The sequence below is a fragment of the Armatimonadia bacterium genome, from assembly GCA_039679385.1.
GTDB lineage: Bacteria > Armatimonadota > Zipacnadia > Zipacnadales > JABUFB01 > JAJFTQ01.
Window position 1 is genome coordinate 15,346 of the sequence record JBDKVB010000125.1, and the last position, 16,237, is coordinate 31,582.

At 66.1% G+C, this 16,237-nt stretch carries 6 protein-coding genes; 3 read left to right on the plus strand and 3 right to left on the minus strand.

Going from position 1 to position 16,237, the window contains the following annotated elements; all coding sequences use genetic code 11:
* Positions 1–16 precede the first annotated feature (16 nt).
* Both ABFE16_13985 and ABFE16_13990 read left to right on the plus strand, forming a co-directional pair.
* Positions 17–1,975: a DUF6785 family protein gene (locus ABFE16_13985; protein MEN6346405.1), complete on the plus strand. Its 1,959-nt coding sequence runs from the start codon at positions 17–19 to the stop codon at positions 1,973–1,975.
* 34 nt (positions 1,976–2,009) lie between these two features.
* Positions 2,010–6,356 carry a hypothetical protein gene (locus ABFE16_13990; GenBank protein ID MEN6346406.1) on the plus strand — a complete coding sequence of 1,449 codons (4,347 nt, stop codon included), beginning with the start codon at positions 2,010–2,012 and terminating at the stop codon, positions 6,354–6,356.
* A gap of 102 nt (positions 6,357–6,458) precedes the next feature.
* Here ABFE16_13990 and ABFE16_13995 read toward each other — a convergent pair whose 3' ends face one another.
* Both ABFE16_13995 and ABFE16_14000 read right to left on the minus strand, forming a co-directional pair.
* Positions 6,459–9,041 carry a glycoside hydrolase family 20 zincin-like fold domain-containing protein gene (locus ABFE16_13995; GenBank protein MEN6346407.1) on the minus strand — a complete coding sequence of 861 codons (2,583 nt, stop codon included), beginning with the start codon at positions 9,039–9,041 and terminating at the stop codon, positions 6,459–6,461.
* Between the two features lie 64 nt (positions 9,042–9,105).
* Positions 9,106–11,958 (minus strand): hypothetical protein, encoded by a 2,853-nt coding sequence (locus tag ABFE16_14000; protein ID MEN6346408.1) that lies wholly within the window; start codon positions 11,956–11,958, stop codon positions 9,106–9,108.
* 258 nt (positions 11,959–12,216) lie between these two features.
* On the opposite strand from ABFE16_14000, the gene ABFE16_14005 reads away from it, so the two are divergent.
* Positions 12,217–14,313 (plus strand): hypothetical protein, encoded by a 2,097-nt coding sequence (locus ABFE16_14005; protein MEN6346409.1) that lies wholly within the window; start codon positions 12,217–12,219, stop codon positions 14,311–14,313.
* A gap of 104 nt (positions 14,314–14,417) precedes the next feature.
* Here the strand turns inward: ABFE16_14005 and ABFE16_14010 are convergent.
* A partial coding sequence (locus ABFE16_14010; GenBank protein MEN6346410.1) for a two-component regulator propeller domain-containing protein occupies positions 14,418–16,237 on the minus strand: 1,820 nt, incomplete at its 5' end.

A 16,237-nucleotide genomic window follows, 5' to 3' on the forward strand; every position in this document is an offset into this window, starting at 1 on the left:
AGCGAAGTGGCAAGGCATGGTGCCAGAACCTGAGGGCGACGGTGCCGTCACGCCCGGTGTGCGGACAGCGGTCACTTTCCGGGCAGCAGCGATAGGGGTAATCGCCAGCGCGCTGATCGGCATGGCGTACCCCTACGCCGAGTTCGTGATTCGCGGCACGCGGCCCTCGAACACGGCTTTGCCCTTCGGCGCCATCGTGTTCTTCTTTGCGGTAGTGGCCGGGCTGAACCCGCTGATTGCCAGGTTGCGACGGCGACTGGTTCTCACCCGCGGAGAGCTGACCGTCATCTTCGTGATGATCCTTGTCGCCTCCGCCGTGCCGACCTGGGGACTGGTCGGCCAGCTGTTGCCCATCCTGGCGGGCGCCAGCTACTTCGCCTCCCCGGAGAACCGCTGGGGCGATCTCATCCTTCCGCAGGTACCGTCCTGGGTCGCCCCGACCGACGACGTGGTATGCAAGCACTGCTACGAGGGTCTGCCTCCCGGTCAGCTCATCCCCTGGGGCGCCTGGGCGGTGCCGCTGGCTGCCTGGGCGGTCTTTGTGGCGTCGCTTTACGCGACGACCCTTGGCCTGATGCTCCTGGTGCGCCGGCGCTGGATCGTGCAGGAGCGCCTGGTCTTCCCGCTGATGCGTCTTCCCCTGGAGCTGATTGGGGCCGAGGCCGGGCCTTCGCTGTGGCCGGAGCTGTTCCGCAGCCGGGCCATGTGGTTGGGGTTTCTGCTAACACTCCTCCCCACAAGCCTGGTGGCCCTGAACCACTACTTCCCAGCCGTGCCGCTGCTGAAGCTGCGCAACGAGGTGTACTTGCCGCTCGACCGCGAGCGCGTTCTGTTGCGACTCTGGCTCAACCCGTCCGTGGTGTCCTTCAACTACCTGCTTAGTTCGGACCTGGCCTTCAGCCTGTGGTTCTTCGCGCTGGTCACCGCGGTACAGACCCCGCTGTGGCGCCTGTGGGGGATCAGTCTGGGAGCAGCGGAGATCTACGGGGCAGGCAACCCGGCCATCTCCTGCCAGGCCTTCGGGGCCATGGCAATGCTCGTTGCAGCGGGGCTGTATCAGGCCCGGCACGAGGTCGCTCGTACCCTTCGTGCTGCCTTCCAGGGCGGCGAGTACGCGGGCGAGCCCTGCGACGCTCGGGTTGTGGTTGGCTGTCTGGTGGGCGGACTTGGCGGGATGCTGATCTGGTTGCGACTGGCCGGGCTGGAGTGGGTGCCCGGCATCGTCTTTCTGGCCTCGGCTTTCACGACCTTTCTGGCCCTGACGCGCGCCACGGTTCAGGGCGGAGTTCCCGTCTCGCGTGCTGCGCAGATACCACAGTACTTCGTCTCCAGCGCCCTCGGCGGGAGGAACCTCAACGCTGCGAGCACCGTGGCGCTTGGCTACACCTTCGTCTGGGCGGCGGACATCCGCGTCATCATGATGCCCTTCGTCTCGCACAGCCTGAAGCTGTGGGACGGCCTCGACAACCCGCGCGGATTCCTACCGGTCGTCTCCACAGCCATCGCAGTCCCGGCGGCGGTCAGTGCGACCTATATCCTGCGGGCGGCCTATGTGCACAGTGGCCTGCGCCTCGGCGGATGGCTCTTCGGGGGCTGCCCGAAGGCGGCCTTCACCTACGTCGCACAGCAACTCAACAGTCCGGCGGAGCCGAGTGTCGGACGCTGGCTGTGGATGGGTGCCGGGGCTGTGGTCATGCGGGCGCTGACAGTTTTGCACACGAGCCTGGCCTGGTGGCCTCTGCATCCCCTGGGCTTCGCCATTGCTCCGACTCAGCCGGTGCAGGACCTCTGGTTTTCGGGGCTAGGGGGCTGGCTGGCGAAGGTGGTCGTGATGCGCTATGCCGGATTCCGTGGCTACACGACCGGCGTGCACTTCTTCATGGGCGCGATCCTGGGGCAGTTCCTGGGGTCAGGTGCGTGGCTGGTGATCGACGCCCTCACAGGCTCAACCGGCAACATGCTCTACGTGTACTGAAGTGGACCGAAAGCTCGACAAAGGGGGCTCTCCCATGCGTGCCGTTCTGCTGACCGCCGTGCTGCTGATCTCGCTCTTCACGGGAGCCGTGACCATGGCTGCGACCCTGGCTGCCGAAGGTATGATGCTGGAGGTTGACGACCAACTGCGGGTGACGGGACTGGAGGTGAGCGGAGCACGCCTGCCCATGCAGGCTGCGCCGATGGTGAGTCTGGCACCCGTCGAGACGGGGCAGTATGTGGACGCCACCGTGACGGGTGGCACCGCCCAGGCGGGGGTGAACCTGAACTTCGTGGCCGCACAGGCTCAGGGGACGCTGACCATCAGCCCGAAGGGCCCGGCGCTGCACTTTGCTTTTGACCTGAAGGGCGCGGATCTTCCGGCCCGAGGGATGCTGCTGCGCTTCGCCTTCCCGGTTGATGCCACGGGCTGGCAGTGGTACTCCGACATGCAGACCAGCAGCCCCATCCAGGCGGGCAAGCTGTATGAGAATGTGGTGCCGCTGCGAGCCTACGCCGACCTGCCGGAATGGAAGGACAAGCCGGCGCTCCGCATGGGCTACTCGAACCGCAACTTCTGCACCGTCATCGCCGGGCCGCAGGCGCTGTGCCTGTCGGTGCCGCTGGATCGTCCCTGCATCTTCCGCACAGACTATGACGCGACCGGCAAGCGGCTCGAGATCCTGTATGACTTCGCGCTGTCGCCGGATACCCGGCAACCCAATCAGGCTAGCTTCGCTTTCGACCTGTACCCCTGTGACCCGCAGTGGGGCATGCGTAGTGCCCTCGCGCGGTACTACGAGATGTACCCCGAGATGTTCAAGGTGTACGTGCCGCAGCAGGGGCAGTGGATGGCCTTCAACCGGCTGTCGGAGATCGACAACGCCAACGAGTTCTGGTTCGGCCTCCAGGAGGGTGCGCCCGAGCCGGAGTACGACGACAAGATCGACGTGATGTCGACGATCTACTACACCCACGCCGGAATGCCCGCGAATCTGCCGGCACCCTATGACCCCGAGAAGGACCCGCTGCCGCCCTACGAGGACCAGGTAGCTGCGGTCAACCAGGCCTTCCAGAGGACGACCGGGCAAGCCGGCCTGTACGACCGTGTGGGGACGCGCAAGCCCGACGGGCGGCTGGCGGTAGAGAAGTGGTCGGTGTATGGGCACCTCCTGGCGCAGTTCAACCTCGACCCCGAACTGCCCTGGGGTGACTACCTGATCCGCAACACGATCACCCGTACCGAGAGCATCAAGAGGACTCGCAACGGCGACCTCGACGGCTTCTACTACGACGGCCTGTCCGCCGGGTTGAACTACAACACCCAGCATTTCAAGACCCATGACGCGCCGGTGTTGTGGGACCCGGTGAACAAGAAGCCCTACCTCAACAACTTCTTCTCCTCCGTGGAGTTCGCCCGAGGCACAGCGGAGTTGCTGCGCCCACGCGGCCAGATCACGATGATGAACGGCGCCCTCGGCGACAGCTTCTACGTCTGCCCGTGGCTGGATGTCCTCGGCGCCGAGACCGGGCTCATCATCCCCCGGGAGAGCTTCAACTATATCCGCACGGTCATCCACCACAAGCCCTTCATGACACTGCTGAAGGGGAACTACGAGAAGAGCATCGCCCGGCCGCAGATGGAGCTGTTCATGAAGCGCTGCCTGGCCTACGGCGTCTTCCCCGGCTTCTTCGACTGGCCGCCGAGTGGCCTCGGCCCCGGTGGGCAGTACTGGAATCACCCGCGCTACTACGAGCGCGACCGCGACCTGTTCCGTAGGTATGAGCCGCTCTGCCGCAGTCTGGCCCTGGCGGGATGGGAGCCCGTGACCTTCGCCCGGAGCTCAGATCCAGGGGTCTATGTGGAGCGTTTTGGTCCCGACCAGAACGGCGTCGCCTGGCTGACTCTGCTGAACGAGGAGGCGAAGCCACACTCGACGACGCTCACGATTGACGCCGCCGGTCTGGGACTTGATGCGAAGGCCATCAGGGCACGTGACCTGGTGTCGGGCAAGGCGCTGCCGCTGCAGAGTCAGGGCAAGGGGCTCGTGGCGAGTCTTGAGGTGCCCCCTGACGGAGTGCTGGCGATCCAGTTGGCGACTCCTGCGGCGACGGCGAAGTGGCATCTGGATCAGAGTCTGGAGCTCCTCGACCGCGGAACCAAGATGCGACAGGCGGATGCCGGAAAGGGTCCCCAGGCAGTGCACTGGCGCCCTCTCAGTCAGGGCTATGACCGGGAGATCGTGGACGGGAAGACCAACCTGGTGTTCAAGGCCGGCGGCCGCAGCCTCGGTGCCCGGCAGTGGGCCATGCTGTTCCAGAGTGCGCCGGGGGCAGTGAAGCTCCAGGCACGCGTGGCGGCCGACAAGCTGGCGGCCAACGGTGACGCCAAGATTCGCTGCCGTCTCGCCTGGGTCACTCCGAGCTATACGCACTACGAGACCCAGGACTTCGCGCTTCCAGACGGCACCTATGACTGGAAGGACGTAGAGTTCGAGATCAACTCACCGCAGGCCCTGCGCTCCATTGAGGTCACGCCCCTGATCGGCTCGAAGGCGACCGGGACGATCAAGCTCGCGCGACTGTCGCTCAGTGACGCAAGCCGCGAGTACCTCATTGACCCGGAGTTCACCCAGTGGTACGAGCCGCTTCCGACGGCGATGCTGCCGCAGATCGACCAGGGCATCGGAGCCCTGCGTCAGGCTCTCCTCAGCCTGGGCCAGCAGACCGACCAACTCAGCGCCAAGAGTGCCCGCGATGCGCTGGCCAGCCTTTCGAAGACGAGTGCCGAACTGCGTCGCAGCATCCTGACCCAGAAGGCCGAGAACGGTTGCCGCCGAGTTCTGCGTGACCTGCAAAGCCTGCAGGAGCATGTGGACCAGGTAACGCTGGCCTCCTACAATCTGTCAGCACCGTCCGTTGAGGGTCCCGTGGCAGCGGCGCCCGGCGACGTGGTGACGCTGAAGGTTGTTGCCCCTGAAGTGGCCGCCACACCCATGCGAGTTGAGCTGGCTTCGGACACGCTGAAGGTCAATCCGAGCGCCACAGGCGGCACCGTCACCATCCCCGCAACCGCGCAGCCCGGCGACAGCTTCACGGTGTCCGGCCGGTTGTACCTGGGGCAGCCCGGGCAGGAGATCAGCGTCAGCTTCGCACATAACCTGACCGTGCAGGCGCCGCTGGAGCTCACCCTCAAGAGCGAGGGGATGGATCCGCAGACCGGGGCAGCACGTCTGCGGGCGACCGTGCGGAACAACCGCGTGCGGCCCGTGACGGCCCAGCTGCAGATGGCCGCACCAGCGGGATGGGAAGCCGAGGCACCCGCGGCACTGGAGATTGCAGCCGGTGGTGAAGCTACGCGCGACCTGCGCCTCACACCCACTGGTGCCACGGCAGCGGGGTCGCTGGAGGTGACCGCCTCGGTCACGGCGGGCAAGGACCTCGCACAGGCCCGACAGGTCCTGCTCTACATTCCGCCGGAGGCCAACCTGCTGCGCAATCCCAGCTTCGAGAGCAAGCTTCAGAACTGGAGCGCCACAGGGGTCTCTGTGACGGTTGACGAGGAGGACGCACGCAGCGGCAAGGCGTCGCTGCTCATCACCAACGCGGCACGCTCCGATAGCCAGGTATCGCAGACCGTGACTCTCAACCAGAAGATGCCGTGCCCGATTCTGCTTCAGGCTTCCTCGAAGTCGGAGAGCGTCGAGGGCACGCCCGGGAAGGGCTACTCGCTCTACGTCGACATCTACTACATGGACGGCACGCCGCTGTACGGCACCACCTTCGACTTCAAGACGGGGACGACCGACTGGCAGCTTGGGGAGCTGTACATCGAGCCGACGAAGCCCATCCGCAACGTCAACGTCTACCTGCTCCTGCGCGGCAAGAGCGGCAAGGCGCGGTTCGACGACATTGCGCTCATGGAGGACCCGCGGCGCAAGGGCAACGTGGCCCGACAAGCCAAGGTGACCGTGGACAGCAGCTTCAACGGCTATGACGCGAGCCCGATCAACGACGGGGTCATCAGCGCCGAGGGACTGCACTGGACGAAGGAAGCCTGGGCCTCCGCCGACGACGGCAAAGAGCACTTCGTGGAGGTGCAGTTCCCCGCGCCGGTCACGGTCGGTCGCGCGATGATCTACTGGTCGCTGGATGCGGGAGTGCCCCGAACCTCGCAGGAAGTGCGGCTCCAGGCCTGGCGAGAGGGAGCCTGGCAGGCGCTCAGCACCGCTCGCTCAACGCGACCGACACCGCAGACGGAGATCAAGCTCGACCAGCCGGTGACGGCGGATCGCTTCCGCCTACTGCAGCCGGCCGGACAGGGACCGCTGAACCGCACCGGTCTGATGTGGGTGCGAGAGCTCGAGCTGATGGAGAAGTAGCCCGGCGCCTGTGCAAGACGGTTTAGCCAAAGGCAGCAAAGAGCGCCGTCCCCAGGTCCGGGAACGGCGCTCTTGTTTGTAGTGTGGTCTGTTGCGGCTGCCTCAGCGGGGCGTTGCGGCGGTTACCGAGAGGATCTGTGCGCCGACTTCCAGCAGCGCCGGAGCAGGCTCGAAGCTGATCTCCCGGATCTCGTCTTCCGGACGTGGGTTCTGCCACTCCCGCACCAGGTACCGGAGCGGCGGCTGATCTACAAGCCACACCGGGCCCTCCGTGTACTGCGGCAGGGCGTCGACGGAGGGAGCCAGTATCTCGCGGCCATAGCGCACCGGAATCCGCTCTGGCGCACCGGCTGCGTAGCGAACCATCCACTCGCCCATCGGCGTGCCGTTGGAGCTCGTGGCCTGCGTCGCCATTGCGAGGAAAAGGGTGCTGCAGCGTGCCCCGACCGGGTAGACGATCCGGCGCCCGGCCATCACAGCGCTGAGATCGGCGCGGTCGCCTCCCCTGTCCACCAGCAGACGCACCGCATCGCCCACCTTGAGGGTCCGCAGGGCTGTAGCCTTGGTTCCGGTCTCGCCCTGATGAGCAGACAGGACATACCCGTCCGCCGGGATCGCGGAGTTGCCGACAGCGACTGTGCTGACCTTGCCCTCGCGGACAACCACCTCAACGCCGAAGGCATTGGTGCCTGTGGTGCCCTCACCGTACCCGGGATGATAGAGCACGAGCTGATCGACGTCGCGGGCGGTGTCCTGGCCGTCGAGGTAGAGCGCTTGGCCGTCGGGGAGCCCGACCATCAGACGCGTCGGAGCCGAGCCACCCAGCCAGTTGTTTTCGGCATCGAAGACGGCCACGGCATCGCCGACGCGGAGATTCTGCACACGGCGGCTCTTAGCGCCGCTCGGACCTGAGTGCGCGGACAGAACGAAGCCACCTGCCGGGATCGCGTTGTCGGGTGTCCCATAGCCCGCAACCGACAGCACCTTGCCGCTGGCGCTTACGCTCACCTCGACTCCGTAGATGTTCGTCCCTGTGTGGTCACGCGGCGCAGCGTAGAGGATGAGCTGGTCCTCGCCACGTGCGGTGTTGACGCCGTCCAGGGCTACCGTCGCGCCGCCGGGGAATCGCACGCCGGCTGCCTTGGACACGTCGCGCAAGGCCTTGCTCACTTCCGGCAAGGGGTCCAGTTGCACCGGATTGCCTGTGGGTAGCGGGACGCCGTAGTGTTGCTCAAGGTCTTTGTTCGGCCACGAGATCTGCTTCGGGCCGGTCGGCGACAAGAGCAGTGCTTCCTTGCCCGGGAAGTCCAGGCTGTGTCGGCGCCAGAGGACCGCGCTGGTCGCCCGCTGCACCGCTGCGGAGAGGGTCGGCTCAGGTGCGACGGTCTCCGGGGCCGCCGAGGCATTCCACACTGCCTGAGCATAGAGCCCGGTGACCGGGCTGTACCGGGCCGAGGCGAAGCACCCCGGAGGTCCCGACCACAGCGTTCCCATCACGGGAACCTGACGAGCATGGGCATAGCGGGTCAGCGAGAAGGGCGACTGCCAGGGACTCGCCCACACCGCAAAGCCCTGGTCGCGCAGGTAGTCCAGCGCGGGATAGGAGTCCAGCGGATTGTAGAACCAGTAGTCCAGCACCACGTCTCGGGGGATCGAGGCGAGTGCGCCCGCGGTGTTCTGTGGTGGTCCACCGTTGGCCGGGCCGACCGGCGCACCGAGCTTCTCGCGCAGGTTCGGAGCGATGAGCATGTCGTGCCAAATGACCGTCTTCACGCCGCGCGCCTTGAGGAAGTCGTTGACCCGCTGGATATGGCGCGTTAGCAGGCCGGTCACGTCGGCTCCCTCGCCGGAGAGCCACTTGGACAGCTCCCAGGCCTCGTCCATCCCGCAGTGGAAATACTCAACCGGTCCGTAGACTTCGAGCATCTCCGACAGGATCGGGTAGACGAAGCGCTCGTAGGCCTCATCACTGCGCAGGTCGATGCCGCCGTGCTGGGTGTAGGGCGGCTTCTGGTAGGCGCGCTCCAGGTGGCCCAGCATGTTCAGGTAGGCGATGGGCTTGAGGCCCAAACTGCGCCCGTACTCGATGATCTCCCGGGCCTGGGCCTTGCTGAAGCGCCCGCCCTTCGCGATCGTGGGGTCGAAGTCCAGAACAACCTGCGGGCCGAACTCCAGCGCGACGTAGGTGACATGCTGCCGCGCCAGGACCTCAAGGTTGCGCTTGAACTCCTCGGCGCTCGGCGTCCAGGCTCCCTGGATCATGAAGGCCCGGAAGGCGGTGTCGGGCCAGTCGCGTATCTTCGGGACGTCCGCCTCATAGCCCTCCGGCGTGCGACGCGCCTGACCGAGCAACGCAGCGAGGGTATGCACGGCCCAGAACATCCCCTGCTCATCATGAGCACGGAGCGAGACACTGCTGCCCGTAGGCTCGAGGGCATACTCCTCCGCGCGCGTTAACACGGAGGGTGCCAGTTCGAGCCGGACGACGGTGCCCCCGGTAGCATCTGGGGACGCTGCACCAAAGAGCGCGGCAAGCTCTCGACGGAGCAGATCAGCCGGTGCGGCCAACTCCGCCGGAGCCTGTATCTGCACCGGCAGATGGAGAACGGTGACTGGGGCAAGCTCTGCCTGCCGCGGTTGCGGACAGAGCAATGAAAGGGCCAGCGTCAGGGCGGCCAGGGTCATGGCGAGTCCTCCTTGAGATGTGTGTTGGGCTTCTTCGACCTGTTCGCAGGCACCTGGGCTTGCGCTACTCCCAGGTGTAGACGTGCACCCCGTAGGGCGCGAAGGAATCCGTGAAGCCGCGGTCGTCCGCGGTGATTCGTCGGGACTCCTGCGGCAGCGAGACCTGCTTGCCCGCGGCGCAGGAGAAGCGAGCCGTCACGGCAGCCTTCGAGGAGTTCGCGGCGAGCAGGTACCACTTGCCCTGATGCTGTTTGAGCAGGATGCTAAGGCTCGGGTTGCCGAGAGCGTCCTGCGCGGGGCCTTCGGTCACCTCAGGTGCGGGTGGCTGAGCGCAGGGCGGTGCGGCCAGCACATCGTGCAGCTTCGACAGCTCACCGGCCAGCGCGCAGATGTTGCCCCAGACCTCCGGGTTGTCGGTCACTCCATGGTTCTGTCCCCAGCCGCCGTAGGTGTACCAGGTGATGCCGTTGGCACCGTGGATGATGGACAGGTAGCTCATCGCCCAGAGCTCGTCGCGGGTCGGGAACCGCGGCCAGCCCCAGCCCTGGAAGTACTGGACGATGGCCCAGATCGTGCGCTGTCGGGTTCCGGCCCGATCCAGGTCCCTGCACACCGTCTTCACGTCCGCGATGATCTGCGGCACACCCCGGTCGGTGTCGTCGCGGATCGGATACAGCTCGGGAAGGAAGCCGTCGGTCGAGTTCACGAAGGCCGCATAGCGCGATCCCGAGGCCGTACCCACCCCATCTGCCTGCACCGTTGGGTGGGCCGGGTCAACGTCGTGGATCGCCTCGCTCAGGTTGCGCAGGTCGTCGGCGCCGACGTGCGAGGCGGTGTCATCGGCCAGGTACCAGGACAGCAGGGCGGGCTGGCTCTCCTCGCGGCAGACATCCCACAACACTGTCTCGGGGTCGAGGCAGTTCGCCCCTGCGCCCGAGGAGATGTACAGCTTGATGCCGTTGCGGGCCGCGGCTGCCAGGAACTCGGAGAAGTCGGCCCCGCGTGTGTTCGTGTAGGTGTGGGCCAGGTTGAACCCGGCAGCTTTGAGGTCGGAGAAGGCCTTGTCGAAGCTGTCGTTGTTGAAGGGCTTCTTCCACACGGCATAGAGGCCAATCGGGAAGAAGGGCTTGCCGTCGACCAGCGTCATCCCGTCCTCGCGGACCGTGACGACGTTGCGGGTCAGCGGCTCACGCACCAGCAGATACCAGTCGCGTGAGAGCACGTTGCCGGCGAAGTCCGCCACCCGCAGACTCAGCCGGTGCAGGTTCGGCCGGTCGTCAGGCCGGACAGGACGCGGCCCGACCAACTGCACCCCAGAGATGTCAAGGAAGGCGCCGTCGAAGAGGTTCGGGGTGTCGAAGCCAAAGCGAATCTGCGCAGTCAAGGCCCCCGGGGGCGCAGTGAACTCATAGCTGTCCTGGTGCCACTGGGGATTCGCCGCGCCGAAGTCGAAGACAGTGCGAGTGCCCACCGGAGCGCCCGCCGCGTCAAACCAGGTGACGCCGCCACTGTAGCCACCGGTCCCGGCCATGGCACCCGTCAAGTCCTGCGAGTGCCGCGACCAGTAGCTGATCCGGTACTTCGCCCCGGGTTCCACGCTGAGCGACGGACACGCAAGTGAGAAGGCCGTGTCGACCTCTCCGGCCTCGCGGGTGATGTGGTAGTAGGGCAACCCCTGCGGCATTCCGCCCTCTGCCCTCTCGATCGTCAGGTTCCCAGCGTGGTTGCCGACGCGCCACTCAGAGGAACCCGGATCGACCGGGGGCGTCGTCAGTGGCTCCTGCGGACGGTAGGTGTACTTGCCGTCAGCCCAGGTGAGCTGTGAGGTGATGTCTGCGCCGTCGAGCCGCAGCACCATCGAGGTGCGGTCGTAGCCGGTCTCGTCGGCCAGGCGGAAGGTGATCGGCGCCGAGGCGTCGCCGGTCCGCGTTGCACTGCGCTCGGTAAGCTTCGGTGGCTGAGCGTCGAGTCCGCCCCAGGGGCCGTCAGTGACGCCGCCGAGGGTGACCGACTCCAGCGTGGGCGTGAGGGTCGGGTTGCGAGTCTCCAGCGTGACCCGGTAGCGCAACCAGTCGCGTTTCCACAGCCGGCGCGGTAGCGCGTCCGGCGTGGTGTAGAAGCTGGCCGCTGTGCCATCTGGTCCGACGAAGTCACTCCACTGACCGGGGCCGCCGTCTCGGCTATTCGCAACCGCGACCTGGATCCGCAGCGAGGTGCCCTCAGGTGTCTGGCCCTTCCACGACACCGCGGTGTCGATTCCGGCGGCCTTCAGCGGCCGCGAGAGCATCTTGCCGGAGTCCTCGAAGGGTGCCGGCTGGGCGCGCACCTCAAAGCGCAGGTCGTCGACCTCAAGGAACTCGCGGTCCGCGATGTTCGGGGTGTCGAAGCCGAAGCGTATCCAGGCCGTCGTAGCCTCCGGGGGCGTAATCCCTGTGAGTGTGAACTGCCGCCACTCCTTCGCCCCGCCTCCAAACACAAAGGGCGTGACCGAGATCACGCCGCCGACGTCGTTGCGCCATTCCAGTTGCGTCAGGTAATGCCCCTGATGGCCTGCGAGGTTGCCCAGTGACACGTTCGAGCGCCAGGCAAAGCTCAGTCGCCCTTCGGCACCGGCCGCTACTGGGAAGGCCTCGGAGGCCACCTCGAAGGCGGTGTCGCCTGTCGCTCCCTTGTTGCTGATCCGCAGGCACTGCCCCGTCCGTCCGCCCTCGGCGACGCCCAGAGTAAGCTTGTTCTCGTAGTTCTCCGTCCGCCAGCGTTCCATTCCCTGCTCGAAACTCTCGCTGAAGCGCAGCTCCCACTTGCGCGAGAGCTGAACCCGCCCCTGCGAGACCTGGAGGTTCTGCTCTCCGCAGTACAGATCAGTGACAGGTTGCGCCTGGACGACCACTGCCAGGAACATCGCGAGAACGATCATCGCAACTCCTCCTGAGCTTGTGTCCCTGGGTGCCAGCGAGTCTACTCGCCGCCATCATCCTCGCCTGCCGTAGCCGAACCTGGGGCAGCTTCTGGCGCAGGTACTACCGGGAGCATTGAACACGGGTGGCATCGCGACCTTCGTCCCGCCGGTAGAGAGGTCACCTCGTCTCCGTGGGGAACCTGCTCCAGGCCAGAGGTCGTGCTGGAGCCAACCTGGTGACGAGCCTCGGTGACAACAGCAAACAGGAGAGTACGAATGGCAGAGCGCAACTTCCAGTTCCGGCAGCGCCTCAACACGGTTCACAGACCCGGCCGGCGCGACCCGAGCCTGCGGCCGAAGGCCAGTGAAGCCGCCGTCGACCAGGGCTGGCGGATCATCCTCGACCCGCAGGCCTCGGAGTACATGGTGGGTCTGGCCAAGGACCTGCAGGACTACCTCTTCACGAGCATGGGCGTCTCCACCCTTCTCAGCCCAGAGGAGATTGCGGCAGGCCAGGTGCCGGAGGGACCCTGTGTGCGCCTGACCACCAGGGCCGAAGCACCAGCCCTGGGTGAGGGTCTCAGCGTGCCTCGGAGCTACCGGCTCCTCGTTGCCCCCGGGGCGATCACAATCTGCGGCTGTGATGAGCGCGGGACGGGTCAGGGCTGCTACTACCTCGAGGACCTGATGAACCTGCGCGAGGCGCCCTTTGTTGAGGAGATGGACGTGACGCGGGCGCCGGTGTTCTCTCCGCGCATGGTCCACTCCGGCTGGGGCATCGACCAGTTCCCCGACCAGCAACTCAAGGCCATCGCCCACGCCGGAATGGATGCGGTGCTGGTCTTCGTGAAGGGCCCGGACACGACGACCACGGGCTACCTGGACATCAACAACCTCATCGACCGGGCGGCGCTCTACGGTCTCGACGTGTACCTGTACAGCTACCTCACGAGCGAAGTGCACCCGGACGATCCGGGTGCGGTCGACTACTACGAGAGCACCTATGGCGCGCTGATGCGCTCCTGCTCGCGCGCGAAGGGCATCGTGTTCGTGGGTGAATCCTGCGAGTTCCCGAGCAAGGACCCGCGCACGACCGGCAAGCTGCGCCTCGACCCGACGCTGGACCGCACGAAGGACAAGCGGCCCAGTCCGGGCTGGTGGCCCTGCACGGACTACCCCCAGTGGCTCGACCTGCTCAAGGGCATCCTGCGGAAGTACAACCCGGACCTTGATGTGGTCTTCTGGACCTACAACTGGGGCTGGGCGCCCGAGGAGGATCGGCTTGCGCTCCTCCGCTCCCTGCCTACGGATATCTCGGTGCAGGCGACCTTCGAGATGTTCGAGAACATCGTCAAGGACGGCATCGTGACCCGGTGCGTGGACTACACGGCTTCCTTCGAGGGACCGGGGATCTACTTCAGCACCGAAGCGCAGACGGCCCATGAGCGCGGCATCCCGCTGTACACGATGAGCAACACAGCGGGGCTGTCCTGGGACATCGGGGTCATCCCATACCAGCCAATCCCCTTCCAGTGGGCGCGCCGGTATCGTGCCTTGCTGAAGGCCCACGAGGAATGGGGACTGGTCGGGCTCATGGAGTCGCACCACTACGGCTGGTGGCCCTCCTTCGTGAACGAACTGGCCAAGTGGGCGTACTGGGAGCCGATGGTCACCACCGAAGAGATGGCTGACCGGATCGCGGTTCGTGACTTCGGCGCCGAAGGCGGCCCGCTGGCTGTCAAGGCCTGGCAGCTCTGGAGCGACGCCTGGCGCGACTACGTGCCGACCAACGAGGACCAGTACGGTCCCTTCCGGGTCGGACCGTCATACCCGCTCCTGTTCCAGACCGAGCGCGAGCCCTTCCCCTCTGCCCCCTATGCGCACTTCGGCAACCGGATTCTCACGACCCACTATCGCCCGCACAAGCCGGAAGACGTCCCGGTGGAGATCAGTCTGCTGGAGCGGCTGGCGAACCGCTGGCAGGAGGGTCTGGGGCACCTGGAGCAGGCAGTGGCGCTGACGCCGGAGACAAAGTGCGAGGAGGCCCTGCGCATGCTGGGCCTGGGGCAGTTCATCCTGAACTGCGTGCGGACGACCATCCACACGAAGCAGTGGTGGCTGCTGAAGCAGCGGCTGCTTGAGGAGAAGGACGCAGTGCAGGCCCGGGCGATCCTCGACGAGTTGGTGGCCCTGGGTGAGGCTGAGGTCGCGAATGCCCAGGCGACGATTCCGCTGGTTGAGGCCGACTCACGCCTCGGCTGGGAGCCAAGCATGGAGTACATGACAGACCGCGTCCACCTAGAGTGGAAGATCGACCAGATGCGGCACGTGCTCGATGAGGAGATCCCGGAGTACCGCCGACAACTCGGATAGAGGGTCCGACCGCGAGTAAGGCCTGATGGAATCGCGACGGGGGCAGTCTCGGTGTCATCACCGCTACGGACTGCCCCCGTTTCTGTGTCAACTGATGGCTGAGGCTACGCGCCGGGGTCGTAGCGGCTTGCCCCGCGCGCAGTAGCGAACCAGACGCGGCCCTGCGAGTCTTCCGCCAGGCCGAGGACGATGTTGCAGCCAAGGCCGCTGGTGAGTGAAGTGTAGCGTTCCCACTTCCCGTCGGCACGGAGTCGGGCGACGCCGTAGTCACTGGCGAACCAGACGTCGCCTCTGCGAGTCACCAGGATGTCGCGGAGGCGGCTCGAAGGCAAGGTGTCCGCCGACGGCAGCAGCGCAACCGCCTCCTTGCCGACGAAGTGAACCGCGCCACCTTCGTCGGGGCGGCCCGAGGTGACGGCAGCCCACAGGGAGCCATCCGGCGCCGGCGTCAGCACAGGAACCGTGGTGCACTTCTGCAGCGGCTCCGGCAGTGAGACCGGCTTCCACGTCCCCTCCTCCAGGCGGAAGAGGCCGCCAAAGCCGGCCCAGAGGACGCCGGCCGAGTCACAGGCGATGCCGTAGTTGCTCTCGGAGGGAAGCCCGTCCTTGCGGGTCAGACGGTCCCACTGGCCGTTCTCACGCAACCCAAGGCCTGCACCCCAGCGATTCGTGGCCCAGAGGCGGCCGGTGTGATCAAAGGCCAGGCGACCCCAGCGCTCGGGCGACCCTCTCGGCGGCAGCTTGTCCGTATGCCCCACTGTCTCCCGCGACCACTTACCCTCCGGGCTCAGGTACGCCAGACCACTGCCGCCGGCGAACCAGGCGCCACCGGCGGAGTCCGGCAGGATGCAGTAGGCCGAGCCGCCCGCAAGTTCACTGCGGTAGGCGGTCCACTTGCCCTCCTGGTAGCAGGAGGCGCCCCAGGTGGAGCCGACCCAGACCTGCTCCGGTCGGTCCTTGCCGCCGACGCAGGCAACGCAGATCGCCGAGGGAAAAGCAAGACCGTCAGCGGTGGTGAAGGACTCCCAGCCCTGGTTGTGCGCTCCCGCCTCCTGCACCGTAAAGCCCTGAGGCAGGCAACCGCGGAACTTGTTCGGCGCAGTCACGCACACGTCATAGATCCCGGCAGCGAGGTCACGGGGGATACGCACCCGCAAGGTCTCGGCCTCAGCGCTCAGCACCGTCACGGGATGGTCGCCGATCTGCACGGTTGACCCGGCGATCAGGTTCACGCCCCGGAGGATGGTGTCGCACCCCTGGCCGGCAGCGATCCGGTCAGGAGTCAGGGACTCTACCTGTGGCGTGCCGTCGCTGGGGAGCCACTGGTGGGGTGACTCCCAGTAGCTGTAGTCGGTAGAGAAGCTCCCAAGCTGGCCTTTGGCCTGGTAGGCGAGACGGAAGTCCTTGATGATGGTGTGATTGCTGGGATTGGCGTCGGTGTGGTTATGCACCTGGCCCCGCAGCCAGCTTCCCGTCGACGGGTACGGGTTGTCCAGGCTTCCATCAGTCCGCAGGCGGAGGGGCTGTGTCTGTGCCACCTTCTCCGGACCCGTGCGCACGATCGCCCGCACGAACTTGAGCTCCGCAGGCGGCATCTGGAGGCGGTCGAGGTCAAGTGTAGACTCCCGCACCGCGCGATCCCACTGCAGGCAACGGTTCTCGCCGCGCTCCGAGCCGACAGTCACGGTCTCTGCAGGAGTCACCCCGAGGTATTGCCCGGAGGCCATCCACAGGACCTCGCCCTCTTGCTCAAGCGTCACGGTGATGCGCCGTCCGCGCACCTGAAGGTCGCTGATAAGCGGCCCGTTCGACACGTAGAAGGCCCCCGTGCGGAGTGCGGCCTTGAGGGCGAACTCGTCCTGCTGCGGCAGTCGGGCCGCATACCAGGAGAGGTTGATGTTCGTGCGCGAGTGGGTGTCATCAT